The organism is Arthrobacter sp. MDB1-55, assembly GCF_059092925.1.
The window spans coordinates 501,540-526,523 of the sequence record NZ_JBNHID010000001.1 but is presented as its reverse complement, the minus strand read 5'-3'; the positions used below and the strand labels follow the sequence as shown (position 1 = coordinate 526,523).

Genomic DNA, 24,984 nt, shown 5'->3' with positions numbered 1-24,984 from the left:
TATGAACTCGCCGACCGGTCCCACTCGGACCACCGTCTTTCGTCCCCGCAGCAGCCGTTGGATTCTGGTGATTGCCTGCGTCATCGTGGGCGTGGGGCTCGCGAGCTCCATCGTTTCGTCGGGACTGGAGGCACTCGCCGCGGCTTCCCCGCTGCTGGCCGTCGCGGCGATCGCCTGGTGGCTGTTCTGGTATCCGGCCGTGATCGTCGGACCGGACGGGGTTCAGCTCCGTAATCCCGCCAGGACCGTCGACGTGCCCTGGGCAGGTCTTATTCACGTCGACACAAAGTATGCGCTCAAGCTGATCACGCCCAGCGGAAGCTATACCGCTTGGGCAGCCCCCGCCCCCGGAGTCCGAGGAGCACATGCGGGGAAACCTGAGAACATGCAGAACCTGCCGAGCTCCAGTTACGGCGCCGGCGGTAGCGTCCGCCCTGGAGACCTCAGCAACACCGACTCCGGTCTCGCAGCCCTGCTGGTCCGTTCGGAGTGGGAGCGCCAGGTCGAAAAGGGCCTGATCGACGTGGACGCTACAGACTTCGCTCGGGTCGAACGGCGGATCAACTGGCTGCCGCTGAGCGTGGTCGCCGGCCTGCTGCTGCTGAGCGTGTTCACTTTCGCTCTGCAGTGACAGCAGGCCGGCGCCTCGCGTACGGCAGACGCTACGCATCCCCCGGGTACTGAAACTGGTCATCAGGCCGGCTTCTTTGGCTCAGCGGCCTTCTTCGCGTTGAACTTCTTCTGCCGCGGGTCAAAAGCATCGCGGAGACCGTCGCCGATGAAGTTGATCGACAGGCAGATCACGACGATGAACAGACCCGGCCACCAGAACAGCCAGGGACGGGTTGCGAAAGCGGCCTGGTTCTGGCTGATCAGGTTGCCCAACGAGATGTCCGGCGGCTGGACACCCAGTCCGAGGAAGGACAGACCGGACTCGAGGAGGATCGCTGACGCCATCACGAGGGTGGTGTTCACGATGATGACGCCGACGGCATTCGGCAGGATGTGCTTGAAGATGATCCGCGCGTTCGATGCCCCTGCGATCCGGGCTGCATCGACGAACTCGCGCTCGCGGAGGGAAAGGAACTCGCCGCGGACAAGCCGGGCGAGGCCCGTCCAGATCACCAGACCGATGAAGACTCCGAGCAGGATGATTCCGGCGCTGCCGCCGAAGATCGCATTGAAGAAGGTGCCCCTACCCGCGAGCTCATTACCCACCGTGCCAAGTACGGCAGCCAGGATCAGCAGGGGGATGATGATAATGACGTCGGTGAGACGCATCAGAACTGCCTCGATCCATCCCCGGAAATAGCCGGATACACCACCGACGACCACTCCGATGACGGCACCGATCGCCCCGATAATAAACATGATGATGAGGGACAGTTGGGCCCCACGCATCGTCATGGCAAACAGGTCGCGTCCTACACGATCCTGGCCAAACGGGTGATCTCCGAAGTCGAAGGGCAACGTCCAGGTCGGTGCACCGTTCGGGGTTGCCAGGCTGGGTGTCTCGACATAGTTCCATTTCCACCACCCGGGTATGCCGGCATACCCGATGGAAGTAAAGGCCAGCACCACGACCGCGAGGAATACCACCATGCTGATGACCGCTGCGGTGTGCCCCAGGAACCGCTTCCGGACTATTTGTCCCTGGCTGAGTCCCTTCGTCTCGTTCTCGGCAACTTTTGTGCTTTCGCCGATTCGTGTGCTCATGCTTTCACCCTTACGCGCGGATCGAGGACGGAATAGACAAGGTCAGCGACTAGGTTGAAGACCAATGCCAGAATGCCGGTGATGAGGAATACGCCCATGACCGGGTTCAGGTCCACCACGCGCAGTGCACCGACGAAAAGCTGGCCCATACCGCTGAATGCGAATACCTGTTCGGTGATGATTGCTCCGCCAATCAGGCCACCGATGTCGAAGGCAACGAGGGTAGCCAGCGGAATCAGTGCATTACGGAACGCGTGCCGCATGACCACCGTTCGTTCGCCCAGGCCCTTCGCCCGGGCCGTACGGATGTAGTCCTGGTTCATGATCTCGAGCATCGAGGCGCGGGAGTACCGGCTGTAACCGGCCAGCGAAATCAGCATCAGGGCAATGGTCGGAAGAAGCAGATGGGTGAAGGTGTCGAGACCAAGAATCCAGAAATCGCCCTGAAGATTCGGAGTTGAGGACCCGATGGTGGCGATTGGACGCCCCCGGATGCGGCTGTTGTCGAAGTAAGCGGGCCAGGCCTGCATAAAGCGGTCAAGAAGGATGAAGAATCCCATGAGGAAGGCGGTCAGCCCGGCCGCGGTCATGTTCTGGCGCCGGTCGTATCCACCCATGAAGTGGCCCACGGCGACACCTACCAGGACGGTAGCGACAGCCAGCAGGAAGATCATCAGACCGGTGGCACGGTCCAGCAACGGCTGAACCGCAAAGTAAGCCACCATGCCGATTCCCACGACAATGAGCGAACTGTACAGAGCCTTGCGGTTCTTCAGGCCGGCGGACAGAAGCGTTACACCGTAGGCGAGACCCACACCGATGATGGCGATGACGACTGGTCCGAATCCTGGGGTAAGGAACCATCCCAATGCATCCAGAGTCCACAGCAGCGCGACTGCGAAAGCAAACCCGACGGCGGCAGTCAGAAGCCGCTTCTTCAGGTTTCCCACCGACACCAGATAGAAGAGGAAAGCGGTGAGTAATCCACACACGATCAGCGCAAACAGTGAGATATCCGGCTCCCGGAGGAAATCGTTGAAGCTGATTGCCCCGTACTCCTTCAACAGAACTGCCACCCAGAAGATCGGTAGTGAGAAGAAGAGGAACGCCATGAAGGTGACGCCGTAGTCCAGCCCACTGTACTGGCGGAGGGCGGTGATGATCCCGAGAGTGATACCGATCAGGATTGCGAGGATGGTCGCAGCGGTGACGAGTAGGATGGTTTGTCCCATCGCCCGTTCAAGGAGCTGCGTTACTTCCGCACCATTGATGGCGTTGCCAAGGTCGCAGGTTGCTGCAAAGGGGACCAGGCAACCAGCCGCTCCCCCAAGCCATGCGAAGTAGCGCAGGACCGGTGGGACATCGAGGTTCAGCAGATCTGTGCGAAACGCTATGAGTTGGTCCCTGTTCGGCGCGTTGCTTTCCCTAAGATCCGCGAGTGGATCGCCTGACACCGCTGTCAGGACGTATACGAGAAAAGACGCGCCAAGAAGTATGAGTACAGCGACGATCAGCCGCCGAACGATATACGTCAGCATTATTTGTCAGCCTCAGAGTTGAGCGTCCGGGATCTCCCCGGTTGGACCCGGACGGAGCCGGGAGGTCATAAACGAGCGTAATTCAGGTCACGTTGAACGGAAATTTGGGCTTTCCCAATCAGTGTGCGTGGCTCGAATTCGCCTGAAACGTCAGGAAGCGCCGGAGCACGTAGTGACCCCGGCGCTTCCTGATCTCAGTTTCGAACGGTTACATCGCCGTCAGCGATTACTCCGCTACGGTCCACTCCCAGTAGTTCCACCAGATGCCGTCCTGGTTGGACATGTACTCGGTTCCTTCGATGCGATCGCTCACACCGTTGATACCGACAGACTGGAACAGCGGCAGGCCGAAGCCGGTCTCGTAGAGACGGGTGTCGACGAGAGTCTGCAGTTCCTGCTGCTCGGCCGGATCGGTGGTCAGGATCAGCTCATCCATGGCCTCCTGCGCCTCTTCATCACACCACTGAACGTAGTTCGAGGCGGAGCCGCAACCGTAGAGCTGCGGTACACCGGTCACGCCGACACCAGGGCTGATCCAGCCGAAGATGGTGGCGTCCCAACGGGCGCCGCCTTCTTCAAGCGCGGGTCCCCACTCAGCGCCGGGGAGACCGACGTCAACAACCCGGAAACCGGCCTGCTCGGCACTCTCGGCGATAAGGGTGTAAGCATCGACGCGGTTCGGATTCTCTGCGTTGTACATGATGCGAACTTCAGGAGTTGCACCATCGAGCAGTTCCTTGGCGCCCTCGATATCAACTTCGGCGTACTCGGACGATCCGTTTTCTTCGACTGCCGCCAGGTAAGGTTCGGTGCCGAAGTCGAAGATCTGGGACATGCGGGGACCGGACTCCGGATCAAGCGGACGAATCGTTGCATCAACGATCTGCTCAAGCGGAACGGTCTTCATGAAGGCCTTGCGGACGTTCTCGTCAGCAAAGACTCCACCCTCCTGGTACAGGTCCAGGTGGTCGAAGGAGAGCTCAGGGCCCTGCAGGATTTCGACACCGTCGATGGCTTCCAGCGACGTCAGCGTGTCAGCCGAAGCCTGAGGCTGGATGATGTCGACTTCACCGTTCTGAAGAGCCTGAACCTGTGCGTTCGCATCACCGATGTAACGGATGGTGATTTCGTCGATTGCAGGGATCGGTCCCCAGTTGTAGTCCTCGTTGCGAACCAGGGTCATCGACTGATCCGGCACCATCTCGGAAACGACGTAAGGACCGTTCGAGAGATAGAGAGCCGGGTCGCTCGGGAGGCTCGTGGAGTCAAAGCCCGTGTTCCAGAAATCCGCTATAGCGGAGATCTCCGGACGTTCCTGCGGATTCTCAGGATCCCCTTCCGGTGCGTTCTGGATCGCTTCGATGAGGGCATCACCGTCAGCGAGGCCCGCATTGGTAGCGACGACATGCGCCGGGGTGTCGGTGACGCCGAAGGCGATCTCCCAGTCCGCGTAGGGCTCGGAGTAGACCAGAGTGATCGAGCGTCCGTCTTCACCCAGCTCGGGCATCTCTGTCAGGTCGAGGCCGGCGGTTGAGGCAGCGGAGAAGTAGGTGGTTCCGGTTTCGTCGCCTTCCACCTCAGGGTCCGGGTCTGATTCGTCGTCGAAGTATGCCGAGGTGGATGCCCAGGAAAGGAGCAGGTCATCTGCATCCACCGGCTCACCGTCAGACCAGGTAACGCCTTCGTTAACCGTGTACGTGACTGTGAGCGGATCCTCAGAGACAACCTCGTAGGTTCCGAACTCCTCGCGCGGAACTACTTCGAGGTCGCTGTTGATGTAGTTGAAGTCATTCGTTGTGAGCAGCGCCACCTTGTTGTTGATATCAACATTGCCTACGGCGGTGTCGGAGTTGAACGAGCTGAACGGGTTGACTTCGGCAACGGTGACTGTGCCACCGGAAGCTTCGCCCCCGCCCCCTGTGCCCGGATCTTCGCCGCCGCCGCTCTCGGCGCAGGCGCTCAGTGCAAGTGCAGCAACTGCTGCCACACCTACGGCTTTGGAAGTACGTCCGAAACGCATTCCGCCTCCTTGTTTCATGTTGTGGAAGATGTCCTTCATGGTTTTACAAAGGACTGACACGCACTTTGATGGTCAAAGTGGCGTGCCTCACATGAAGAAAAGCTTAGGCGGTATTTGTTACCGGTAGGTATCCAAAGGGAAGGGTGGTGACGGTTGTTACCGAGATGCAACCAAATTTGCTTACGTGGGCACAGTAAAGAAACGGCCGCCTGGGTTGGGACGTCCCGTGATCCAAGCAGTTCCGGGGCAGAAAGCCCCTAGACGTTGAAGCGGAACTCCACAACGTCGCCGTCGGCCATGACGTATTCCTTGCCTTCAATCCGTACCTTGCCGCGGGACTTGGCTTCGGCCATGGAACCAGCAGCCACCAGATCCTGGAAGGAGACAACCTCAGCCTTGATGAAACCCCTCTGAAAGTCAGAGTGAATCACGCCTGCCGCCTCCGGTGCGGTGGCGCCCTTGCGGATGGTCCAGGCGCGGGCTTCCTTCGGACCGGCAGTCAGATAGGTTTGCAGCCCAAGCGTGTGGAAGCCGACTCGGGCGAGCTGGTCGAGGCCGGATTCTTCCTGGCCGTTCATCTCCAGCATCTCCCGCGCTTCCTCGGGATCGAGCTCGACCAGGTCTGCCTCGAGCTTGGCGTCAAGGAAAATGCAGTCCGCGGGTTCGACCAGCGCACGGAGTTCGCTCTGACGCTCCTCGTTCCCCAGCACCGAGTCGTCAGCGTTGAACACATAGATGAAAGGCTTGGCCGTAAGGAGGCTCAGCTCCTGAAGGTGCTCCATCTCCAGCTTGTCTTTGGCGATGGAAGAGAAGATGGTGTCGCCGCGCTCAAGAACAGCCTGCGCCGCCTGCATCGCGGAAAGCTGCGCGGCCTCGCGCTTCTTGATCTTGACTTCCTTTTCCACGCGCGGAATCGCCTTCTCAAGCGTCTGAAGGTCGGCGAGAATCAGTTCCGTGTTGATGGTCTCCATGTCCGAGACAGGGTTCACCGCACCGTCCACATGCACGACGTCGGGATCATCAAACACGCGCACTACCTGGGCGATCGCTTCAGCCTCCCGAATATTTGCGAGGAACTGGTTACCGAGCCCTTCCCCTTCCGAGGCGCCCTTGACGATCCCCGCGATATCCACGAACGAGACCGTTGCCGGCAGCACCCGCTGTGAACTGAACAATTCAGCAAGCTGCCCGAGGCGCGGATCCGGCAGGTTCACTACTCCAACGTTGGGCTCGATCGTTGCGAACGGGTAGTTCGCAGCCAGGACGCTGTTCCTGGTGAGAGCGTTGAAGAGGGTTGATTTGCCGACGTTGGGCAGTCCGACGATGCCAATAGTAAGAGCCACGGGATAACAGTCTACCGTCGCGTTGCCGCATGCGGCGCGCCCGCTCCCGGCCCCGGGCTCTCCGAAAATGTCAGAGGCGCCTGCGAAGGTTGAAGCATGGACGGATTCACTCTTCTCTTCGTAGTTCTTGCCGCGGTCATTGGCCTCATTGTCGGAGCAGGTGTCGCAGTTGCGCTGATTCGACCGGTCCTTACGGGGCTGCGGAATGAAGTGGACGACGCCGGTACCCGGCTGGGTACTGCCGTTTCCGCCCGCGCGGCTGCTGAAGCGGAAAACAGGATCCTGCAGGCGCAGAACAGGCAGCTTATGGAACAGTCCGGTCAGGATCAGTCGGTTCTGCGTGCCATCGCTCCGCTCGCCGACAAACTCGGCCAGGTCCAGGCCCATGTGGGCCAACTGGAGCGGGAGCGCGCCCAGCAATTTGGGCAGCTTGCCCAGCAGTTGCAGGAAGCACAGCTGTCCGATTCGAAGCTGCTGTCCACTACCCATTCGCTTGCCTCTGCCCTGCGCAGCACCACAACCCGCGGCCAGTGGGGCGAGGTGCAGTTGAGGCGAATCGTCGAATCCGCGGGCATGCTTCCCCGGGTGGACTTCCATGAACAGGCCACGCTCACCATTGCCTCCCGGGAGGGGGCATCGAACACCGCCCGCCCGGACATGATCATCCAACTACCGGGCAACAAGCAGATCGTCGTGGATTCCAAGGTACCCCTGGACGCTTATCTGGAGGCCCAGTCCCACCCGTCGACAGACGATCAGGGGCAAGGCGCCTTCGAGGAAGGTCGCCGTCGGGAGCTACTGTCCCAGCATGTGAAAGCAGTCCGGGCCCACGTGGACGCACTCGCGCGGAAGAAGTACTGGGAGGGCACTGACAACTCCCCCGACCTTGTTGTGTGCTTCATACCGCTTGAGTCCGTGCTGTCCAGCGCGCTGCAAACGGATCCTGGCCTTCTGGACTATGCCTTCAGCCGCAATGTGGTGCTGGCTTCCCCCGTTTCCTTGCTCGCCATCCTGAAGGGCGTTGCATTCAGCTGGCGCCAGGACGTCCTGACCGAGAACGCCAAGGAACTGTACGACCTCTCACGGGAGCTGTACGAGCGGTTGGGCACCATGGGTTCACACATCACGCGCCTCGGCACTTCGCTCAAGAGCTCGGTGGAAAAGTACAACTCGTTCGTCGGCACCCTCGAGTCGAGAGTGTTGCCGACCGCCCGCAGAATCAACGCTTTCGAGACCGATGACCAGGATCCCGGGCTCACAACGAAGGCGGTGGAGACGACGCCGCGCCTGCTCAGTGCACCGGAACTCATTGACTCCAGGTCCGAGGCGGCGCCTGTGGAGCAATCTGCATAAGGGAGCCGCGCCAGCGATAACTCACAGAGATGAAACTCAGGAAGTGGGGCGCTGCCCGCGTCCTCCCAGTCCACTGGAGGGGTCACCCATGGCCTTCAGCGCTGCACGTATTTCCTTCGGAAGCGAGAAGATGATGTCTTCCTCCGCGGTGACTACTTCCTCGACATCCGCGTATCCGTAATCGGCAAGCAGACGCAGCACGTCCTTCACCAGGTTCTCCGGTACGGAGGCACCGGACGTCACACCGACAGTGGACACTCCTTCGAACCAGGATTCATCCACCTCATTGGCGAAGTCCACCCGGTGTGAGGCCTTTGCCCCATACTCAAGCGCCACTTCGACAAGGCGCACCGAGTTGGAGGAGTTCGCCGAGCCCACAACGATCACGAGATCCGCTTCGGGTGCAATCTTTTTGATCGCAGCCTGGCGATTTGAGGTTGCATAGCAGATGTCATCGCTTGGCGGATCCTGCAGGGTGGGGAACCGCTTTTTCAGCAGCGCCACAGTCTCCATCGTTTCGTCAACGCTGAGCGTCGTCTGCGACAGCCAAATCACCTTGCTCGGGTCACGGACCGTCACAGAGTCAACGTCCTCCGGGCCGTTCACAATCTGGATATGGTCGGGGGCTTCGCCGGCGGTTCCTTCTACTTCCTCGTGCCCGTCGTGGCCGATCAGGAGGATGTCAAAATCATCGCGCGCAAAGCGCACTGCTTCACGGTGGACCTTTGTCACCAGAGGGCAGGTTGCGTCGATGGTCCGGAGATTCCGCTCCTCTGCGGATTGGACCACCGCAGGAGAAACACCGTGTGCGGAAAACACCACCAGCGCGCCTTCAGGAACTTCATCTGTGTCCTCGACGAAGACCGCGCCCTTCTCCTCAAGCGTCGACACCACGTGCAGGTTGTGAACGATCTGCTTCCGCACATAAACCGGCGGGCCATAGTGGGCCAGTGCCTTCTCAACAGCGATAACGGCCCGATCCACACCGGCACAGTACCCCCGAGGAGCCGCAAGAAGAACTCTCCGAGTTCCCGCAACCGGCGCAGCGGCGTGTACCTCTTCCGGTGAGCGACGCTTGCGGGGCACCATCGGCATAGGCACGGATACAGCTGTTAAAGACATAACTCCATGCTAACGGCCCGGACTCACCGGTTCGGCGGGCGCGCGGGCCTGTCCGCTGAGAGCCGAGCGTGGTCGGCTCTCAGCACGGTCTATCTTCGGGAGCCACTCAACAGACGGCCCACAGTGCCCGCAACCGTCAACAGGATTCCCGCGGCAACGGCTGCCAGACACCACTCCTGAAAGTCAGTTGCAGCCCGTGTAACGAGAGCAACCATGAACACGTCCGCCACGGCTCCCTCCACGGCAACCCGGTCCGCAGAAACAGGAGCCAAGCCGGCGGCGAGCCACAGCGCCGCCCCGATCATCAGCACCCCGAGACCGAGCAATGCAGTCGTCGTGCTCCGACGGCGTGCGAACGCGAGGGCGATGACTGCGCCAACGCCAGCGGCGAGAGTAAGCACCGGCCACAGCGCCGCGGCTGTCTCCATGCGATCGACGACGTCGAATCGGTCCGTTCCGCCGACCGCTACAGGCACCTGTTCAGGAACAGGCACGTCGACCCCGAACTGTCCGCCGATCTCGGAGCTCACCAGACCCACCAACGGTGCGACGTCGAGCGTAAACAATGCCCGTCCCGCGGGGTCGTTCGGCGGCTGAGCCTCAGCCGTGAACGTCAGCTCATGCGAGCGTCCGAGGGTCTCCTGCCACGCCTCTGTGAAGCCGGGCAATTGGGTGATGCCCAGCGCGACATCCCTCACGACAGGTTGGGCTGCTTCCGCCATCTCCGGCGGGAGTTCGACGCCCGAGATGCTCTCCTCGGACAACGCGTCGGCGAGGGCGCCCGTGAACTCCGGGTTACTGGCGAGCGGCGACGTCAGTTGAACGAACCCCTCCTCTGCAGCCACGTTCAAGGCGACCCACGCACTCGGCAGCGCCACCGCACCGAGCAGGAGGGCTAACAGGGCAAAGAAGGCCGAACCGGCGGTTCTCATCGGCTCCCGTTCCGTTGATCGACAATTCTTCGATTATGACCCCTGCTTACCTCGCCGCAGCACCCGCCCTATGCCGCCTGCCTTGTGGCGCTCTGCTCCTGCACATGCGGCCGCCTGGTGCCACCGTTGTCAGGGGTACCTGATAAACATTAACTAGTGATGAAGCCCCGCAGCCGGCGGCGCTGCGAGAAGCAGCGTTCGTGAACTCGGACTGCAAAGCGGGTTGTTTCGGGAGGATGCGGTATTTGATGAACCACGACGGCGCTTTCTTGGGCACCGTGGTCGCAGCCGGCCCGCCTAACCCCGGGGACCCATCCACACTCCCTGAGACAGCAGCTGAGACATCCGCTGAGCGCCCATGGCCGCTCCACGTGCTCTCCGAGAAGTTGAAGGCCCACATTGAGCGCGCTCCCGCCGCCTGGGTTGAGGGTCAGGTAATTGAGCTGAACAAACGTGGGACCATGTGCTTCGTCACCCTTCGTGATGTTGACGCGGAGATATCACTGTCCTTGACGGTCTGGGGAACGGTGATGGACCGGCTCGCGATGCCGTTGGAGCGCGGATCGCGGGTTGTCGCCCGGCTCAAGGCGGATTTCTGGGTCAAGACGGGACGCCTGTCCATGCAGGCGTGGGATATTCGCCCGGTCGGTCTGGGCGATTTGCTCGCCCGGATCGAGCGCCTTCGTCAGGATCTGGCGGCTGAAGGGCTTTTCGCTGCGCATCGCAAACGCCCCCTACCGGCTTTGCCTCACCGTATCGGCCTCATCACCGGGCGGGATTCCGACGCCGAGAAAGATGTCCTTCGGAACGCCCGTTTACGCTGGCCTGCGGTCGATTTCGAAATACGTGAAGTCGCCGTGCAGGGCGTCAATGCCGTCTCGCAGGTGCGCTCGGCGCTGCTCGAACTCGACCGGATGCCGGAGGTGGATGTCATCATCATCGCCCGTGGCGGCGGTTCGCTCGAGGATCTTCTTCCATTCAGCAACGAGGAACTCGTACGCGCTGTGGCTGCCGCCACCACTCCGGTGGTCAGCGCTATCGGGCATGAGGCAGACCACCCGCTGCTCGACGACGTCGCGGACCTCCGTGCTTCCACTCCCACGGACGCTGCCAAGCGGGTTGTCCCCGACGTCTCCGAGGAGCTGCAGCGTATCCGTCAGGCGAGGGGGCAATTGCGGCGGTGCGTCGACCAATTGATGACCCGCGAGACCGAGCGGTTGGCTCATCTGAAGTCCCGTCCGGTCCTGGCCCAGCCCAGCGGAATGGTGACTGTCCGCCACGATGACCTCGTTCGGCTGCGCAACCGCAGCACGATGGCGATTGAAGGTGCTCTGGCCAGGGAATCGGACCGTGTAGCGCACCTGCGGGCCCACGTCCGGTCGCTTTCGCCGCAGAACACGCTCGACCGCGGGTACGCAGTCGTCCAGAACGAGGCCGGAGAAGTTGTGCGAGATCCAAACCAGGCACCGCAGGATTCCCTTCTACGCATCAGGGTCGCAAACGGTAGATTCAACGCCCGTTCAGCGTCCAACAGCAATTCGCACGAGAGTGAGGACCAGATATGAGCGAGAATGCAGCCAACGCCGCTGCAGCGTCGGTAGACGTGTCGAAGCTGAGTTATGAGGACGCGAGGGAGCAATTGGTCAAGGTGGTCAGCCAGCTGGAAGCCGGCGGCGTAAGCCTTGAGCAGTCTCTGGCACTTTGGGAGCGCGGCGAAGCCCTCGCGGATCACTGCGAGCAATGGCTGGAGGGAGCGCGCAAGCGTCTCGCCGCGTCTCGTGACCAGGCAGATTCGCCCGCCGCGCCTCAGAGCTAACCGCCAGGTCCATAGCTGGCCGTCAGGTGGCTGCGAGCTTCGCTTTCTCCCCTGCCACGTCGAATGTGGCCTTGGGCCAGCTCAGCTGCATTCCCGCCAGTGTGTCACTCAGCAACTGCTGGACGGCGATCCGGGCGTACCACTTACGATCCGCCGGAACCACGAACCAAGGCGTGTCCGGGGTGCTTGTCCGCTCAATGGCTATCTGGTAAGCCTGCTGGTAGTCGTCCCACAGGGCGCGCTCGGCAAGATCTCCGGGATTGTATTTCCAGTGTTTGTCCTTACGCTCCAGCCGCTCCGTCAGGCGCTTCTTCTGCTCATCTTTGCTCAGATGCAACATCACCTTGATGATCCGCGTCCCCGAATCGACCAGACCGGCCTCAAACTCCCGGATCTTCCCGTACCGCTCGTTCAGCACCTCGGGTTCAGCCAGCTTACGCACCCGGTGAATCAGGACGTCTTCGTAATGCGACCGGTCGAACACGCCGATCATCCCCGGACCGGGAAGCTCTTTCCGGATTCTCCACAGGAAGTCATGCTTCTGCTCCGCCACCGTAGGCGCCTTGAAGGCGTGATGCTGAACCCCCTGGGGATCCACTGCACCCACGACATGCCGAACGACGCCGCCCTTCCCCGCCGTGTCCATGGCCTGCAGGATCAACAGCACTGAGATCTCGCTGCCAAAGCGGCTCTCAGCGAAAAGTTTCTCCTGCAGCTCGGACAGCCGGTCCGTGCCCGCCGCGAGCCGAGCCTTCCCTTCCTGCTTCCCGCCAGTGAAACCGGGAGTCGACGCAGGGTCGATTCGTGCAAGATCGAAATCGGGCCCCGCAAGCAGCGACTGCGTGGGAGAGACACTGAAGTCGGGAGCAGTGTGCATGGAACCTCCTCGTTCGGGCACCGCCAGGGCGCAGGTCAGGGCTTGTAGGTGCTCAGGAATTCCGCCAGTCGTCCGATTGCGTCCTCGATGTCCTTGACGCTCGGCAGAGTGACCATCCGGAAGTGATCCGGATTGATCCAGTTGAATGCGGTGCCGTGTGAGATCAGAATCTTCTGCTGCTTGAGAAGGTCCAGCGCGAACTGCTCGTCGTCCTTGATCGGATAAACATCAGGATCCAGACGCGGGAAAAGGTAGAGAGCTCCCTTGGCCAGTTCGCAGGACACGCCGGGGATGGCGTTGAGCAGCTCGTATGCCTTGTCCCGCTGCTGGCGAAGGCGTCCACCAGGCAGGATCAGGTCGTTGATGCTCTGGTAACCACCAAGCGCGGTCTGAATTGCGTGCTGAGCGGGGACGTTGGCGCAGAGACGCATATTCGCCAGCAGGTTGATGCCTTCGATGTAGTCAGCGGCACGGTGCTTCGGCCCGGAAATGGCCATCCACCCGCTGCGGAAGCCGGCAATGCGGTAGGCCTTCGACAGCCCGCTGAAGGTCAAACACAGCACGTCGTCACCGGTGACGGACGCAGCATTCACATGCACGGCGTCGTCGTACAGAATCTTTTCGTAAATCTCATCGGCGAAGATGATGAGGTCATGGCGGCGGGCGAGATCCACGATCTGCTTGATCACAGAACGCGGGTAAACGGCCCCGGTGGGATTGTTCGGATTGATCAGCACGATGCCCCGAGTCTGCGGGGTAATCTTCGACTCGATGTCCTCGACATCAGGCCACCAGGAATTGCTTTCGTCGCACAGGTAGTGGACGGCGGTGCCTCCGGCGAGGCTCACTGACGCAGTCCAGAGCGGGTAGTCCGGCGTAGGTACCAGGATCTCTTCACCGTTGTTCAGCAAGGCCTGCAGTGACAGGGTGATCAGCTCGCTGACGCCGTTGCCCAGGTAGACGTCATCCACATCGATGTTCTGGATGCCGCGGCTCTGGTAGTACTGGACCACTGCCGTGCGGGCGGAGAAAATTCCGCGTGAATCGCTGTATCCCTGGGCCTTGGGGAGGTGCCGGATCATGTCGACGAGGATGGCATCGGGCGCCTCGAACCCGAAAGGCGCCGGGTTGCCGATGTTCAGCTTAAGGATGCGGTGGCCTTCCGCCTCCATGCGCTTGGCGTGCTCAAGCAACGGCCCCCTGATGTCGTAGAGGACGTTGTGCAGCTTGTCTGATTGCTTGAATTCGGCCATTAACAAAGAATGCCATAGCCCGGGCCCGCGCCCCTGCATTGTGATCAAGGCAACTGAGCGGACCCGGGCTGATGGGCGTTACTCGCCTGCCAGGCCGTTTTCCTCGAGCCAGTCGGCGGCGGCGTCAGCGGGGTTACGCTTCTCGTCCCCGCTGACCTCGCGGTTGAGGTCGATGAGGTGCTCCGTGGTGAGGACGCTGGAAACCTCGTTGAGGACGGCCTGCGCGTCTTCGCCGACGGTGTCCAGGTTCACGAGTGGCAGGACCTGCTGGGCGATGAAGTTGTTGGCCGGGTCTTCGAGCACTACCAGATCGTTGTCAGCGATTGACGGTGTGGTGGTGAAGATGTCCGCCACCTGGATGGTGTCATTCAGGAGCGCCTCAAGCGTCACAGGACCACCGCCGTCGTTGATGGCTTCGAAGGACTTCGGGACGCACCCGTAGTTCTCCTCAAGTCCGGGCAGACCGTACGCCCGTTCGGCGAACGTGGCCGGGGCGCCAATGACCAGTTCGTCGCACACCTCAGCCATGTCCTCGAGCGAGGTCAATCCGTACTTCTCGGCGGTGGCGGCGGTGACCACCATGGCGTCCTTGTCTTCAGCCTCGGAAGGCTCAAGCACCCCGAGGTTGACGTCCGGAGACTCAGCCGCGAGCGCATCCGGCAGCGCCGCTACGATGTCCTCCGCGGACTCCGCGGTTGCCCCGGAATCGAGGAACAGCAGCAGGTTGCCGCTGTAGTCGGGAATGATGTCCACCGATCCGTCCACGAGCGCCTGGTAATAAATCTCGCGGGATCCGATGTTGGGCTGGGTGTCCGCCTCGATACCGGCCGCGTTGAGCGCGCCGGCATAGATTTCGGCGATGATCTGGCTCTCCGGGAAGTCAGCAGAACCTACAGTCACCGGCCCGCTGGTGCCCTCTGCGCCTTCACTCTCGGTGCCGCCCTGCGGATCTGAGTTGGCACCGCACGCTGACAGGGCGAGCGCCGCGGTCAAACCTGCGGTGAGGCCGAGCAGGCCACGCCGGAAGCTGCGCGTGGATGAGATGGTCATGGTGTTCCTCCTTGTGAACGTGCGTGGGCTTCCTGCCCACCGGTCTTTGACGGTTCCGCCGGCACGCGGGCTGACCGCAGGCCGGGCGAGACGGCAAATTTTTGTAGCAGCGCCATGACGCCATCGACGGCGATAGCCACGACGGCGATGACGACGGCCCCGCCGAACAGGCGGCCGTTGTCGCGCAACTGGGTGCCCTCGATCAGGAACACTCCGAGCCCGCCGAGATTGATGAAGGCGACGACGGCGGCCGTCGCGACAACCTGCAGCACCGCTGCCCGGAAGCCGCCAAGTATCACCTGCAGCCCGTTCGGCAGTTCGACGCGGAACAGTACCTGCAACTCGTTCATCCCCATACTGCGTGCAGCGTCCACCACCGCCGGATTCACCGACGAGATACCGGCGTACACGCCCGCGAGGATCGGCGGTATGGCGAGCAGCACCAGGGCCCAGATGGGCGGCATGAGCCCAAGGCCGGCCAGCAGGACAAACAGGATCAGGACGCCGAGGGTGGGCAGCGCGCGCAGGATGCCCACGCCGGAGACGATGACGACCCGCCCCTTTCCCGTGTGTCCGACCACCAGCCCGATCGGCACAGCAATGGCCGCGGCGATGAGAATGGTCAGCCCGGTGTAACCGAGGTGCTCAAGGATTCGTACCGGGATACCGGCCGGTCCGCTCCAGTTCGCGGGGAACGTGAGCCATTCAAACATCTGGACCAGGAGATTGCTGCTGGAGTAATCCATCAGTAGGCGCTCCCTGCCCGTGGGGCGTCCACCGAAAGCTGCGTCTCTTTGGTGATGAGCATCGGTTCCGGCGTCCTGACGTTGCGTGCCCATGGCGTAAGCACCCGTTCAAGCGCCACGAGCATCAGGTCCATGACGAGCGCCAGTACCAGGGTCACGATAATCCCGATCACTATTTCGGTGGGGAACGATCGGAACAGCCCGTCGGTGAACAGGGTTCCCAGGCTCGGAAGCCCAATCAGCGCACCCACGCTGACGAGCGAGATGTTCGTGACCGAGATGACCCGCAGACCGGCGAAGAGGACCGGGAGTGAGAGCGGAAGGTCAACCGTAAGAAAACGACGCAGCGGCGTGAATCCCATCGCTACTGCTGCCTGCCGCACGCCGTCGTCAATCGAATTGAGCGCATCGAGCGTTGATCGCACCAGCAGCGCAACCGCATAGATGGTCAGCGCGACGATGACGTTCAGCATGTCCAGAACCTTGGTGCCGAGAATCAGCGGAAGCAACACGAACATCGCAAGCGAGGGCACTGTGTACAGCAGTGCCGACGTGGTAAGGATGATGCCGCGAAGGGGTTTGCTCAGCCGGGCAGCCTGCGCCACGGGGATCGCGATGGCGACGCCGAACACCAGCGGAAGGACTGCCTGAATCAGGTGGTATCCGGTCAGTTCTGCAACGTAGGAGAAATTGTCAATGAACCACTCCACGTCAGACCGCCGTGTTGTGGTCAGCCCGGCCGCGGTCGAGGCGTGCTTCCTCGATGAGCTCAAGCACTTCGGCAGCCTCGACCACGCCGATCACGCGACCGTCGTCGTCGACGGCCACGCCGAGCCCGGACGGCGCGGACAGCGACGCGTCCAGCGCGCGGCGAAGGGAATCGCCGCGCCGGTACAGTGAGCCGCCGGGAACGAGGTCGGAGAGTGAGGTTATCTGGTGCCGCTTGGCCCGCGGCACCCACCCCTGAGGGCGTCCGTCGTCGTCAACAGCCAGGGTCCAGGAGGAATCCACGGCGACAGCCGGATCGGCGAGCCGACTCACTCTCACGGTCTCAACGGGGTGGACCTGCACGCCCTCGCCGCCTTGGAAGGACAGCCGGCGGAACCCGCGGTCCCTGCCGACGAAACCCGCCACGAACTCATCCACCGGAGCCCGCAGGATCTCCTCGGGCGCGGCGTACTGGGCTAGGCGCCCGCCTGTGGCGAATACCGCGACTTTGTCCCCGAGGACGGTGGCTTCATCGATGTCGTGCGTGACGAACACGATGGTCTTGGCAAGATCACGCTGGAGCCGAAGCAACTCCTCCTGAAGCTCGTGGCGCACCACCGGGTCGACGGCGCTGAACGGTTCGTCCATCAGCAGGATCGGCGGGTCCGCCGCCAGTGCACGCGCAACCCCCACCCGCTGCTGTTGGCCTCCGGACAGCTGACCCGGGTACCGCTTCCCCAGCACCGATGCCAGCCCGACGACGTCCAGCAGTTCAGCCGCCCGCTTGCTGGCTGTCGATTTGGGGACACCGTTCAGCCGCGGCACAGTCATGATGTTGTCCAGCACGGTGCGGTGCGGAAGCAAACCCGAGGACTGCATGACGTAGCCCATGGATCGTCGGAGTTCGGCTGCCCGCTGTCGGCTGACGTCTTTGCCGTCAACCAGGATGGAACCGGAGCTGGGCTCCACCATCCGGTTGATCATGCGCAAGGACGTCGTCTTGCCGCATCCGGACGGCCCGACGAAGACGGTGATGGCGCCCCGGTCGATGTCCATGGTGAGGTTTTCGACGGCGGCTGTCCCGCCCCCGTAATTCTTGGATACGCTCCGGAACTCGATCATCGCCGGAGAGCTTGAGCTACCCGCACCGGGCCCGGAAGTCACGCCAGTCATGAAGCCATACCTTTCATCGACGTCAGGCCCGGCCGTGGCCGCTCCCTGGCGATTGTGTGTACCCGCGGCTTGCGAAATCGCACAGCGGACACCGTCTTGTTGAGTCTAGCTAGGCGTTCGTCGCACACAAGCAGTTGTATGGGCCGGTGAAGAACTTTGTCTCGAATCGTTAAGACGGAACCGGTTCCCTGCCGACCGAAGCTGCCGCACGGGCCCCCGACGCCGGAGCTCACCCCTCGATGAAACGGTTGCGATAGTCCTTCGCCAGGGCTGCCTCCTTCGCAATCCTGTGGAAGGACCGGCCATGCCGTCGCTGCTCCGCGACACTCTGCCGGCGGTGCAGACTGGCCAGTTCGCGCTGCATCTTGCGGTAGCTGAGCCAGCGGCGCTCCTCCACCACCCCGGATTCGATCGCCGCCCGTACTGCACAGCCGGGCTCAGCATCATGGGCGCAGTCCCTGAACCGGCAGTTCCTGAAGAGCTTCTCGATATCCCCGAAGGCCGCCTCCAGCCCGTCCTCGGCATCCCACAGCGCAAACCCTCGAACGCCCGGGGTATCCATCAGGACGGAACCCGCACCCAACGGGATGAGCTCACGGGCCGTCGTCGTATGCCTGCCCTTGCCGTCGCCGGCCCGCACGTCACCGGTGTGCTGTGCCTCAAATCCGACGAGCGCGTTGATCAGCGTCGATTTGCCGGCACCCGAGGGACCGATCAGCGCCAGGGTGCTGCCGCTGCCGATCCTCGCGTGCAACGCATCAAGGCCGTCACCCGCCTCGGCTGACGTCGTGAAGACCTCCACGCCGCGGGCACGCTCCACAGTCTGTGCGACTACCTCATCGAAGCGGCTGGTCAGGTCGGCCTTGGTGAGAATGACGAGAGGAACCGCTCCCGAGTCCCAGGCTGCAACGAGGGTGCGCTCCAGCCGGTTGGCGGACAGCGGACGGTCGATCGGCACCACCACGCCGACGAGGTCGATATTGGCTCCCAACACCTGCGCCTCGGACAGCGGATCATGGGCCCTCTTGCGCTGCAGGGTCGAGTAGCGCGGCAGGGTGCCGACGACGGCGGGCGGTAAGGCGCCGTCGTCGTCGTTGCGAGCGAGCGCCACCCAGTCCCCCGTCACGATCGAGGCACCGGTTTCGACCTGCAACGGACCGCTGCCGGTCATCAGCAGCACCCGTCCGCGGTCCGCGCGGATGACGCGCGCCGGCTCAGGGCTAGAGGTATCGGGTGATGGAAAGGAATAAGAGAAGAGACCACGGATGCGGTCCGTGAAGCCGTAATCAAGAAGGGTATTCAAGGGAAAGTCCTCTGGAAGGGCCTTCCACGCAGCGCACTGTGCGGTCAGAGCAGATGCAGGCGGGAGGCGTGAGTCATGACGGGGGTTTCGGAAACCGGGTTCATCACGTCACCTCCTTCAGCGCCGAGGGCACTCACTTTCGCCTGGCAAAGTGGAAAGTCACCCACCGGTCAGGTCTTAAACAGAGGGTCTCATCGTAGCGCCCGGGCAGGACTTTGGTAAGAGAGTTCCAGAGCTTTGTCAATCAAGTCGACACGGGTCAGGTTGGGCACGTCAGCGAGCGGAACCCAGGCGGCCTCGTCCGTGGAACCTCCGAGTTCATGGACAAGCTCGCCTGACACTGGGTGGGCGCGGTAGATGATCCGCAACGCGTGCAGGGGACGGCCGGATCCGTTCAGGCGGTCTTCGGGCCGGACCTGCAGGCTGTCCACTCCGAGGAGCTCGTCCAGTTCGACGACGTAACCCGTCTCCTCGAGCACCTCGCGGACCGCTGCGGTGGGAGCGTCCTCCCCCAACTCCAGGCCACCGCCGGGCAGTGTCCACGCCTCTCTGCCGCGCTCGTTCCAGTGCGCAAGCAGGATGTGGTCACCGTGCACGACGACGGCATACGCACCTACCCGGGTGTCCCACTCCTGAGTCATGGGACCCAGTCTAAACGGGGCGGCCGGTCACGGAACGAGCGTATTCTGATGCCATCGACAGATGGACAGGAGCGCCATGAGTAACCTGGATGTTCATCCAGCACCCAGCGTCTGCGAAACCGCCGCCAGGGAAAATTTCACCGTCGAACTGCTACCGGACCGCGAGGTTCCGCTCGGCGGTGTGCGGGCCATGAGTGTGCGCCGCACGCTCCCCCAACGCTCGCTGCCCACTGTGGGTGCCTGGTGCTTCCTGGACTCCTTCGGCCCCGATCGGATAGCCATGCGGGTGTTGCCGCATCCGCATATCGGCCTGCAGACGGTGACCTGGCCGCTGGTCGGCGAAGTGCATCACCGGGACAGCGTCGGGTCAGACGTCGTGGTACGGCCGGGCGAGCTCAACATCATGACGGCAGGTGCGGGAATCTCACATTCCGAGTTCAGCCCGGAGGGCGGAACCCTGTCCGGACTCCAGCTCTGGGTAGCGCTGCCGGCGTCTGCGGCCTCCGCTCCGCCGTCGTTCGAGCGGCACACCGACCTGCCGGTCATCTCAGGCCCGGGCTTCCGCGGCGTTGTCCTCGTGGGTTCCCTTGCCGGGGTCTCGAGCCCGGCTACGGTTTACTCCCCCCTCGTGGGGGCGGAGCTGACGTCACACGACGGCGGCGGGATTGAACTGCCGCTCCAGGAGACCTTCGAGCACGCCATCCTTGTCCTGGAAGGCACCCTCACCGTTGACGGGGAGCCTGTGGGTCCCGGACCGCTGGCGTACCTGGGAACCGGCCGGTCGGTCCTGCGCGCGGACGCCTCGAGCGGTGCGCGGTGGGTGCTGCTTGGAGGCGAGCCCTTCACGGAGGAGCTGCTGATGTGGTGGAACTTCGTGGGCCGGAGCCACGAGGAGATCGCCCAGGCACGCGAGGACTGGGAGAACGGGCACCCGCGCTTCGGCACCGTACACGGGCACGGCCGGGAGCGCATACCCGCCCCCGCCCTTCCCGGCGTCAGACTGACACCACGACGACGGCGCCCGCAGGCTCCAGGTCACACCTGAGCGGGTGCCGAGCAGCTAGACAGCACCGCTGCGCAACAGGAAGTCAACGCCGTACACCGGATCCCTGTCGAGGAAGCGCACCTCGTCAAAACCCTCCGCTGCGAGCGCTGCTGTGAGGAGATTCTGCAGCGCCTGCTGGTGCACGGCGAGGCCGCCCCCGATGACAACCGGACCACGGATCGCAAGCACGGAGCCGACGTCGGTGATGAGACCGCAGAGGTGGCGTACGCCGTCGTCGACAATGCCCTGGGCGACGCGGTCTCCTGCCGTGGCAGCGTCAAACACGAGATGCGCCTGCCCTGCCCAATGCCGCCGGCCGGATTCCCTGTGGAACAGGGCGATGAGCTCCTCGGGACTCTGGACCCCATTGGCTTGAAGTACGGCCTCGCCCAGGACGCCGAGCGGTTCGACCCTGTTGTAGCGCCGGAGGGTGGCGCGCACCGCTTCCCTGCCGACCCAGTAACCGCTTCCCTCGTCGCCGAGCAAGTAGCCCCAGCCACCGGATCGTGCCTGCCTTCCCTCAGCATCCAGACCCCACGCTACGGATCCCGTGCCTGCGATCACCGCAATGCCGGTGGCGGCGTTGCCGGCGGCGAGGATCAGGCGGGTGTCGTGAACCACGTCAATGTGTGCGTCCGGCACCTGCTCGGCGATCAGTGCGCGCAGTGCAGCGGCGTCTGACTCGGTGTCCACACCTCCGGACCCTGCAACCACACGCCGGACGTTACAGCCGAGCGCTGCGAAGATCTCAGCGAGGCTGCCGGCTGCTTCCGCCTGGGTGACGTTCTGGACATTGGCGCTGCCGCTCTTCGCCTCAGCGGAAACCTTCCCTCCGCTCCATCGGACCCCGTGAGTCTTCGTGCCTCCGATGTCCAAACCAACGACGTCGTTCACGCCGATTCCAACGGCACCGCCGCCCTGTCCGGCGGCGGGGCCAGTGAACAATGTTTCTGGGAACGGTTTGTCCGGCATGGGCACAAGGTTACGCACCCGCCGGTAGGCTGGAGGAATTCCCGCAGGTACCACCACAGGCGAGTCAGGAGCACCCGCATGGCGAAGAGTGGCAGACCGGACGGCTTGGATCCGGTGGACCGTCGCATCGTTCAGGAACTGCTGGCGGACGCTCGGATCACCAACGCCCAGCTCGCCGAGAAGGTGGGAGTTGCACCCTCCACTGCGTTGCTGAGGACCCGCCAGCTCACCGAACGCGGTGTCATCTCCGGGTACCACGCCGAGCTGAATCTGGCGGCGATCGGACGTTCAGTGCAGGCCCTGATCTCCGTGCAGCTGAAGGGGCACAACCGCGAGGAAATCGACAGGTTCACGTCCCGTGTGCCGGCCTTGCCGGAAGTGGTTGCAACCTTCCACGTGTCCGGTTCGGTTGACTACCTGATCCATCTCGCTGTTCCCGATACGGAGTCGCTCCGGGACTGGGTGCTGGACTACCTCACCACTGACCCGGTGGTAGGGCACACCGAAACCACTCTGGTTTTCAATCGTATGGACGGCAACGCGGGCCTGCTTCCGGTTCCGGACTAGATCCACAGCCCAGAGTGACGGATGGCCATTCCATCCCGAACCCGATCCTCATATTCGGAGTGGTCCGCGACTGTGTTTTCCCGGGAGGCGAGATGCTCACCCGTGCTGACCAGCCAGCGGCCGACACGTATGAGCATGGCATCAAAGCCGGAGGGTTGAACGGTTGGGCAGAGTCCGGTGAGCGTAGTCATGGCGTGTGCTCTTTTCGCGAGGATGCTTCAGGGAACTGGCCCTGGATAATCGGAAAGGTGTTGAGGTGAATTTGTACCGCTTTGGCATCCGGCGAAGGATTGCTGTCCGGGCGGTATTTCTCGAAGAGGTTGCGAGCAAGGCTCATCAGCTCTTCGGACAACTCGGCGAGCTGCGCCGCAGTGAGGCGTGCGTTCATCGTTGAGATGACTGAAGCGTCCAGCCACTCCTCGGGCAGCACCATCGGCCCGCGTTCCATATAGTCCCCGAGGAGAGCAGCCCGGTTGTGGCTGAACTCGCGATTGACGATGGCTGCGATGTCCCGGGCGCCGGGATCCTTTGCCAGCTCACTCGAGAAAAGGTTGAGAGCGCCAGGGGGCCGCTCCCACCAGCGTTCACGCGCTGATCCCCGGCCCTCCACTTCACGGACGAGCTCATGTTTGGCCAACTGCCGCAGGTGGTAGCTGGTCGAACCGCTCGACTCCCCAAGGCGGGAGGCGAGTGCGCTGGCCGTCTGCGGACCGAACTGGGACAACGCCTCGAGGAGCTGCATCCTGAGCGGGTGCGAGAGAGCTTTGAGGGCGTTGACGTCGACCGTGCGGTCGTTCGGCTTTGCTGACTCCATAGAAGGAGCGTACTCGTGCAAAGATTTATTTGCAACACTTTGTTTGCAAAGGAATATTTGCGGTTACGGGCGGCTCCGGCGGGCGCTGCTCCAGAGGAAGACGGCGACACAAAGACAGGCTGCAGCAACGCCCGCTGCAAAGAACGCAACCGCGCCGGATAAGCCCATGGCGTCTGCTGCCAGGCCAAGGCCCAACACCGGCACAGCGCTCCCCAGGTAGGTGATGACGTAGACGGTGCTGATGATCTGCGCGTGCTGGGAACCTTCGACCTGCTGTGCCACCGCATTGAAGACGGTCCGGAAGGCCACTCCTTGCCCCACACCGGCGAGGACCATCGCGGAGATCAGGAGCGGGACACTGGCCAGACTGCCGGCGATGGGAATGAGCGCAACTCCTGCGGCCATCACCAACAACCCCAGCACGCCCGCCTTCGCCGCGTCTGACGTGCCCTGCCGGAACAACTGGCTGGCTGCTGATGCCGCCAATACCAGGCCGGCGACCACGCCCAGCGAAGGCCTGCCAAGGTTCCCAGCGATACCGGCGAGGTAGGTGGGCATCAGGCTCAGCGAGAAGCCGAAAACGGCGAAACTGAGGAACCCGACGCATGCGGCCGACCAGAACGCGCTGCGTGCGGTCCGGGAAACCACTGGAAGACGTGGCTTCAGGGCGGACAGAGGCCTTTCCGGCAGTGCCGCCTTGATGGGCGGCCGGGCTTCGAGGAGTACGAGGGGAATCAGGAGCGACCCAAGGAAGAGCGCATAGATGCCGAACGGCAGGCGCGTGGGTTCAGGCAGCAGAGACAGTAATCCGCCGATCATCGGTCCAGCTGCCACTCCCCCTGCCGACGCGACTAGCGTGAACCGAGACGCCCATTCAGGGCGATGCGGCAACAGATCGCGCAGCGCGGCTGAACTTGCTCCGGTAGCGCAGGCCACCGCTGCTCCCTGAAGGCAACGGCCGAGGACAAGCATCGGAAGAGTGGTCGCACTGCCGAAGACGGCGGCTCCGAGTACTCCGGTGAGTACGGCGAGGACCAACGCCGCGCGCCGTCCGATGTGATCTGACCAGTGGCCGACCAACAATAGGCCCGCGACCAGGACAAGCACATACGCAGCGAATGCCGCCGTCATGTCGAAGGCACTGAGGCCAAGGTTGGCCCGAATGAGCGGATAGAGCGGCGTCGCGAGGTTTGCACCTACCAGCAGGGTGGCCATCACGACGACGGCGAGCGCCAGCCGCGTGCGGGTGGAGGCATTCCAGCGCGGGGACTGGGCCAGCGCAGGGCGCATCCGCAATTCACTGATGACGCTCATGCTCACCTTCCGTCTTTCCTACCATTACTACTCTTGATGGTGACGGTTGGAGGTTGGGCTGGAAGCTCGATCGGGCATACTCTGATCATCGTGCTCAAAAGTTGCGGGAGAACCGGCTCCCTGATGGGCTGAACGAGGAGTTGGCCGCATGTTGGACAAGACAGACATCCGGCTCCTGCGTGAACTGGTTCGCGACCCGCGCTCGCAGGTCAGCCAGCTCAGCGAGACGCTCGGTATGGCACGCAACACGGCGCAGGCACGCATGCAGAGGCTCTTCAGGTCCGGCATCCTGCGGCGGAGCGGGCGGGAACTGGACCTGGCGCGCCTGGAATACGACGTCGTCGCCTTCGTGACGATTGAGGTTAACCACCGGGAACTGGACGGTGTCATCTCAGCGTTGCGAACCTTGGAACAAGTGCTGGAAGTCCACGAGATTTCCGGCCGCGGTGATGTATGGTGCAGGGTTGCTGCCCGGGATACGCATCAATTGCAGTCCGCCCTCCGGTCGATACTGCGCATCAAGGGCGTGATCCGCACAGAAACCGTACTGGCGCTGCACGAACACATCCCGTATCGCGTCGAACCGTTGCTGGATCGCTTGTTGGCGGAGAAATCGCAGGAGAAGCAGTAGTCGGGGCGCATGGAAGGCCTCATAAGAAGTGTCAACCGGTTCTCATCCGC

General features: G+C 62.7%; 25 protein-coding genes. 7 read left to right on the top strand and 18 right to left on the bottom strand.

The genetic code is table 11. The annotated features are described in order from the left end of the window. Position 1 precedes the first annotated feature (1 nt). Positions 2 to 631, top strand: coding sequence for a PH domain-containing protein (locus tag AC5RU3_RS02585; protein ID WP_493964801.1), 630 nt, complete (start codon positions 2 to 4; stop codon positions 629 to 631). A gap of 62 nt (positions 632 to 693) precedes the next feature. Here AC5RU3_RS02585 and AC5RU3_RS02580 read toward each other — a convergent pair whose 3' ends face one another. From AC5RU3_RS02580 to ychF, 4 genes are all read right to left on the bottom strand, one after another. Next, on the bottom strand, positions 694 to 1,716 hold the full coding sequence (locus tag AC5RU3_RS02580) for an ABC transporter permease (RefSeq protein WP_309071463.1): 1,023 nt from the start codon (positions 1,714 to 1,716) through the stop codon (positions 694 to 696). After that, on the bottom strand, positions 1,713 to 3,254 hold the full coding sequence (locus tag AC5RU3_RS02575) for an ABC transporter permease (RefSeq protein WP_309071464.1): 1,542 nt from the start codon (positions 3,252 to 3,254) through the stop codon (positions 1,713 to 1,715). Before AC5RU3_RS02575 ends, AC5RU3_RS02580 begins: the two co-directional genes overlap by 4 nt. 226 nt (positions 3,255 to 3,480) lie before the next feature. Continuing rightward, entirely contained in the window at positions 3,481 to 5,274 is a 1,794-nt protein-coding gene (locus AC5RU3_RS02570; protein ID WP_309071465.1) for an ABC transporter family substrate-binding protein, read from the bottom strand. 257 nt (positions 5,275 to 5,531) lie between these two features. Further along, positions 5,532 to 6,617: a redox-regulated ATPase YchF gene (gene ychF, locus AC5RU3_RS02565; protein WP_493964800.1), complete on the bottom strand. Its 1,086-nt coding sequence runs from the start codon at positions 6,615 to 6,617 to the stop codon at positions 5,532 to 5,534. A 96-nt stretch (positions 6,618 to 6,713) separates the two neighbouring features. Between ychF and AC5RU3_RS02560 the strand changes: the two genes are divergently transcribed. Next, positions 6,714 to 7,970: a DNA recombination protein RmuC gene (locus tag AC5RU3_RS02560; protein ID WP_493964799.1), complete on the top strand. Its 1,257-nt coding sequence runs from the start codon at positions 6,714 to 6,716 to the stop codon at positions 7,968 to 7,970. Positions 7,971 to 8,006: 36 nt separating this feature from the next. On the opposite strand, the gene AC5RU3_RS02555 is transcribed toward AC5RU3_RS02560, so the two are convergent. Together AC5RU3_RS02555 and AC5RU3_RS02550 are read right to left on the bottom strand one after the other, a co-directional pair. After that, positions 8,007 to 9,092 carry a 4-hydroxy-3-methylbut-2-enyl diphosphate reductase gene (locus tag AC5RU3_RS02555; protein ID WP_309071468.1) on the bottom strand — a complete coding sequence of 362 codons (1,086 nt, stop codon included), beginning with the start codon at positions 9,090 to 9,092 and terminating at the stop codon, positions 8,007 to 8,009. An 89-nt stretch (positions 9,093 to 9,181) separates the two neighbouring features. Next, positions 9,182 to 10,024, bottom strand: coding sequence for a hypothetical protein (locus AC5RU3_RS02550; protein ID WP_493964798.1), 843 nt, complete (start codon positions 10,022 to 10,024; stop codon positions 9,182 to 9,184). Positions 10,025 to 10,272: 248 nt separating this feature from the next. Between AC5RU3_RS02550 and xseA the strand changes: the two genes are divergently transcribed. Beyond that, positions 10,273 to 11,589 (top strand): exodeoxyribonuclease VII large subunit, encoded by a 1,317-nt coding sequence (xseA, locus tag AC5RU3_RS02545; RefSeq protein WP_493964797.1) that lies wholly within the window; start codon positions 10,273 to 10,275, stop codon positions 11,587 to 11,589. Next, positions 11,586 to 11,840, top strand: coding sequence for an exodeoxyribonuclease VII small subunit (locus AC5RU3_RS02540; protein ID WP_493964796.1), 255 nt, complete (start codon positions 11,586 to 11,588; stop codon positions 11,838 to 11,840). The genes xseA and AC5RU3_RS02540 overlap by 4 nt, the downstream gene beginning before the upstream one ends. Before the next feature lie 22 nt (positions 11,841 to 11,862). Here the strand turns inward: AC5RU3_RS02540 and AC5RU3_RS02535 are convergent, their stop codons facing one another. The 8 genes from AC5RU3_RS02535 to AC5RU3_RS02500 form a co-directional block, all read right to left on the bottom strand. Continuing rightward, complete coding sequence (locus tag AC5RU3_RS02535; protein WP_493964795.1) at positions 11,863 to 12,717, bottom strand: polyphosphate kinase 2 family protein; 855 nt, start codon at positions 12,715 to 12,717, stop codon at positions 11,863 to 11,865. A 35-nt stretch (positions 12,718 to 12,752) separates the two neighbouring features. After that, on the bottom strand, positions 12,753 to 13,970 hold the full coding sequence (locus AC5RU3_RS02530) for a pyridoxal phosphate-dependent aminotransferase (protein ID WP_309071473.1): 1,218 nt from the start codon (positions 13,968 to 13,970) through the stop codon (positions 12,753 to 12,755). Positions 13,971 to 14,048: 78 nt separating this feature from the next. Next, positions 14,049 to 15,020, bottom strand: a complete 972-nt coding sequence (locus AC5RU3_RS02525) for an ABC transporter substrate-binding protein (protein ID WP_493964794.1) — start codon at positions 15,018 to 15,020, stop codon at positions 14,049 to 14,051. After that, positions 15,017 to 15,766, bottom strand: a complete 750-nt coding sequence (locus tag AC5RU3_RS02520; RefSeq protein WP_493964793.1) for an ABC transporter permease — start codon at positions 15,764 to 15,766, stop codon at positions 15,017 to 15,019. Before AC5RU3_RS02520 ends, AC5RU3_RS02525 begins: the two co-directional genes overlap by 4 nt. Further along, positions 15,766 to 16,476: an ABC transporter permease gene (locus AC5RU3_RS02515; RefSeq protein WP_493964792.1), complete on the bottom strand. Its 711-nt coding sequence runs from the start codon at positions 16,474 to 16,476 to the stop codon at positions 15,766 to 15,768. Before AC5RU3_RS02515 ends, AC5RU3_RS02520 begins: the two co-directional genes overlap by 1 nt. Position 16,477: 1 nt before the next feature. After that, positions 16,478 to 17,596, bottom strand: coding sequence for an ABC transporter ATP-binding protein (locus tag AC5RU3_RS02510; RefSeq protein WP_309071497.1), 1,119 nt, complete (start codon positions 17,594 to 17,596; stop codon positions 16,478 to 16,480). A 280-nt stretch (positions 17,597 to 17,876) separates the two neighbouring features. Then, a complete protein-coding gene (rsgA, locus tag AC5RU3_RS02505) occupies positions 17,877 to 18,950 on the bottom strand; it encodes a ribosome small subunit-dependent GTPase A (protein WP_493964791.1) in 1,074 nt (357 codons plus the stop codon). A gap of 191 nt (positions 18,951 to 19,141) precedes the next feature. After that, positions 19,142 to 19,591 (bottom strand): NUDIX hydrolase, encoded by a 450-nt coding sequence (locus AC5RU3_RS02500; protein ID WP_309123803.1) that lies wholly within the window; start codon positions 19,589 to 19,591, stop codon positions 19,142 to 19,144. A 76-nt stretch (positions 19,592 to 19,667) separates the two neighbouring features. Between AC5RU3_RS02500 and AC5RU3_RS02495 the strand changes: the two genes are divergently transcribed. Further along, positions 19,668 to 20,636 carry a pirin family protein gene (locus AC5RU3_RS02495; RefSeq protein WP_493964790.1) on the top strand — a complete coding sequence of 323 codons (969 nt, stop codon included), beginning with the start codon at positions 19,668 to 19,670 and terminating at the stop codon, positions 20,634 to 20,636. Between the two features lie 15 nt (positions 20,637 to 20,651). On the opposite strand, the gene AC5RU3_RS02490 is transcribed toward AC5RU3_RS02495, so the two are convergent. Further along, positions 20,652 to 21,608, bottom strand: coding sequence for an N-acetylglucosamine kinase (locus AC5RU3_RS02490; protein WP_493964789.1), 957 nt, complete (start codon positions 21,606 to 21,608; stop codon positions 20,652 to 20,654). 78 nt (positions 21,609 to 21,686) lie between these two features. On the opposite strand from AC5RU3_RS02490, the gene AC5RU3_RS02485 reads away from it, so the two are divergent. After that, on the top strand, positions 21,687 to 22,175 hold the full coding sequence (locus AC5RU3_RS02485; RefSeq protein WP_309071481.1) for an Lrp/AsnC family transcriptional regulator: 489 nt from the start codon (positions 21,687 to 21,689) through the stop codon (positions 22,173 to 22,175). Here the strand turns inward: AC5RU3_RS02485 and AC5RU3_RS02480 are convergent. The 3 genes from AC5RU3_RS02480 to AC5RU3_RS02470 form a co-directional block, all read right to left on the bottom strand. Then, positions 22,172 to 22,366, bottom strand: coding sequence for a hypothetical protein (locus AC5RU3_RS02480; RefSeq protein WP_309071482.1), 195 nt, complete (start codon positions 22,364 to 22,366; stop codon positions 22,172 to 22,174). The genes AC5RU3_RS02485 and AC5RU3_RS02480 overlap by 4 nt on opposite strands. After that, the gene (locus tag AC5RU3_RS02475; RefSeq protein WP_493964788.1) at positions 22,363 to 22,989 is read right to left on the bottom strand and encodes an ArsR/SmtB family transcription factor; all 627 of its coding nucleotides are present in this window, start codon (positions 22,987 to 22,989) and stop codon (positions 22,363 to 22,365) included. Before AC5RU3_RS02475 ends, AC5RU3_RS02480 begins: the two co-directional genes overlap by 4 nt. 63 nt (positions 22,990 to 23,052) lie before the next feature. Further along, entirely contained in the window at positions 23,053 to 24,303 is a 1,251-nt protein-coding gene (locus tag AC5RU3_RS02470; RefSeq protein WP_493964787.1) for an MFS transporter, read from the bottom strand. A gap of 148 nt (positions 24,304 to 24,451) precedes the next feature. Between AC5RU3_RS02470 and AC5RU3_RS02465 the strand changes: the two genes are divergently transcribed. Further along, on the top strand, positions 24,452 to 24,934 hold the full coding sequence (locus AC5RU3_RS02465) for an Lrp/AsnC family transcriptional regulator (protein WP_309071485.1): 483 nt from the start codon (positions 24,452 to 24,454) through the stop codon (positions 24,932 to 24,934). Positions 24,935 to 24,984 lie beyond the last annotated feature (50 nt).

Bases quoted from the DNA above. Each gene is read 5' to 3' on its own strand.
- AC5RU3_RS02585 (WP_493964801.1), top strand. From the start codon at position 2: ATGAACTCGCCGACCGGTCCCACTCGGACCACCGTCTTTCGTCCCCGC.
- AC5RU3_RS02580 (WP_309071463.1), bottom strand. From the start codon at position 1,716: ATGAGCACACGAATCGGCGAAAGCACAAAAGTTGCCGAGAACGAGACG.
- AC5RU3_RS02575 (WP_309071464.1), bottom strand. From the start codon at position 3,254: ATGCTGACGTATATCGTTCGGCGGCTGATCGTCGCTGTACTCATACTT.
- AC5RU3_RS02570 (WP_309071465.1), bottom strand. From the start codon at position 5,274: ATGCGTTTCGGACGTACTTCCAAAGCCGTAGGTGTGGCAGCAGTTGCT.
- AC5RU3_RS02560 (WP_493964799.1), top strand. From the start codon at position 6,714: ATGGACGGATTCACTCTTCTCTTCGTAGTTCTTGCCGCGGTCATTGGC.
- AC5RU3_RS02555 (WP_309071468.1), bottom strand. From the start codon at position 9,092: ATGTCTTTAACAGCTGTATCCGTGCCTATGCCGATGGTGCCCCGCAAG.
- AC5RU3_RS02550 (WP_493964798.1), bottom strand. From the start codon at position 10,024: ATGAGAACCGCCGGTTCGGCCTTCTTTGCCCTGTTAGCCCTCCTGCTC.
- xseA (WP_493964797.1), top strand. From the start codon at position 10,273: ATGAACCACGACGGCGCTTTCTTGGGCACCGTGGTCGCAGCCGGCCCG.
- AC5RU3_RS02540 (WP_493964796.1), top strand. From the start codon at position 11,586: ATGAGCGAGAATGCAGCCAACGCCGCTGCAGCGTCGGTAGACGTGTCG.
- AC5RU3_RS02535 (WP_493964795.1), bottom strand. From the start codon at position 12,717: ATGCACACTGCTCCCGACTTCAGTGTCTCTCCCACGCAGTCGCTGCTT.
- AC5RU3_RS02530 (WP_309071473.1), bottom strand. From the start codon at position 13,970: ATGGCCGAATTCAAGCAATCAGACAAGCTGCACAACGTCCTCTACGAC.
- AC5RU3_RS02525 (WP_493964794.1), bottom strand. From the start codon at position 15,020: ATGACCATCTCATCCACGCGCAGCTTCCGGCGTGGCCTGCTCGGCCTC.
- AC5RU3_RS02520 (WP_493964793.1), bottom strand. From the start codon at position 15,766: ATGGATTACTCCAGCAGCAATCTCCTGGTCCAGATGTTTGAATGGCTC.
- AC5RU3_RS02510 (WP_309071497.1), bottom strand. From the start codon at position 17,596: ATGATCGAGTTCCGGAGCGTATCCAAGAATTACGGGGGCGGGACAGCC.
- AC5RU3_RS02500 (WP_309123803.1), bottom strand. From the start codon at position 19,591: ATGACTCAGGAGTGGGACACCCGGGTAGGTGCGTATGCCGTCGTCGTG.
- AC5RU3_RS02495 (WP_493964790.1), top strand. From the start codon at position 19,668: ATGAGTAACCTGGATGTTCATCCAGCACCCAGCGTCTGCGAAACCGCC.
- AC5RU3_RS02490 (WP_493964789.1), bottom strand. From the start codon at position 21,608: ATGCCGGACAAACCGTTCCCAGAAACATTGTTCACTGGCCCCGCCGCC.
- AC5RU3_RS02485 (WP_309071481.1), top strand. From the start codon at position 21,687: ATGGCGAAGAGTGGCAGACCGGACGGCTTGGATCCGGTGGACCGTCGC.
- AC5RU3_RS02480 (WP_309071482.1), bottom strand. From the start codon at position 22,366: ATGACTACGCTCACCGGACTCTGCCCAACCGTTCAACCCTCCGGCTTT.
- AC5RU3_RS02475 (WP_493964788.1), bottom strand. From the start codon at position 22,989: ATGGAGTCAGCAAAGCCGAACGACCGCACGGTCGACGTCAACGCCCTC.
- AC5RU3_RS02470 (WP_493964787.1), bottom strand. From the start codon at position 24,303: ATGAGCGTCATCAGTGAATTGCGGATGCGCCCTGCGCTGGCCCAGTCC.
- AC5RU3_RS02465 (WP_309071485.1), top strand. From the start codon at position 24,452: ATGTTGGACAAGACAGACATCCGGCTCCTGCGTGAACTGGTTCGCGAC.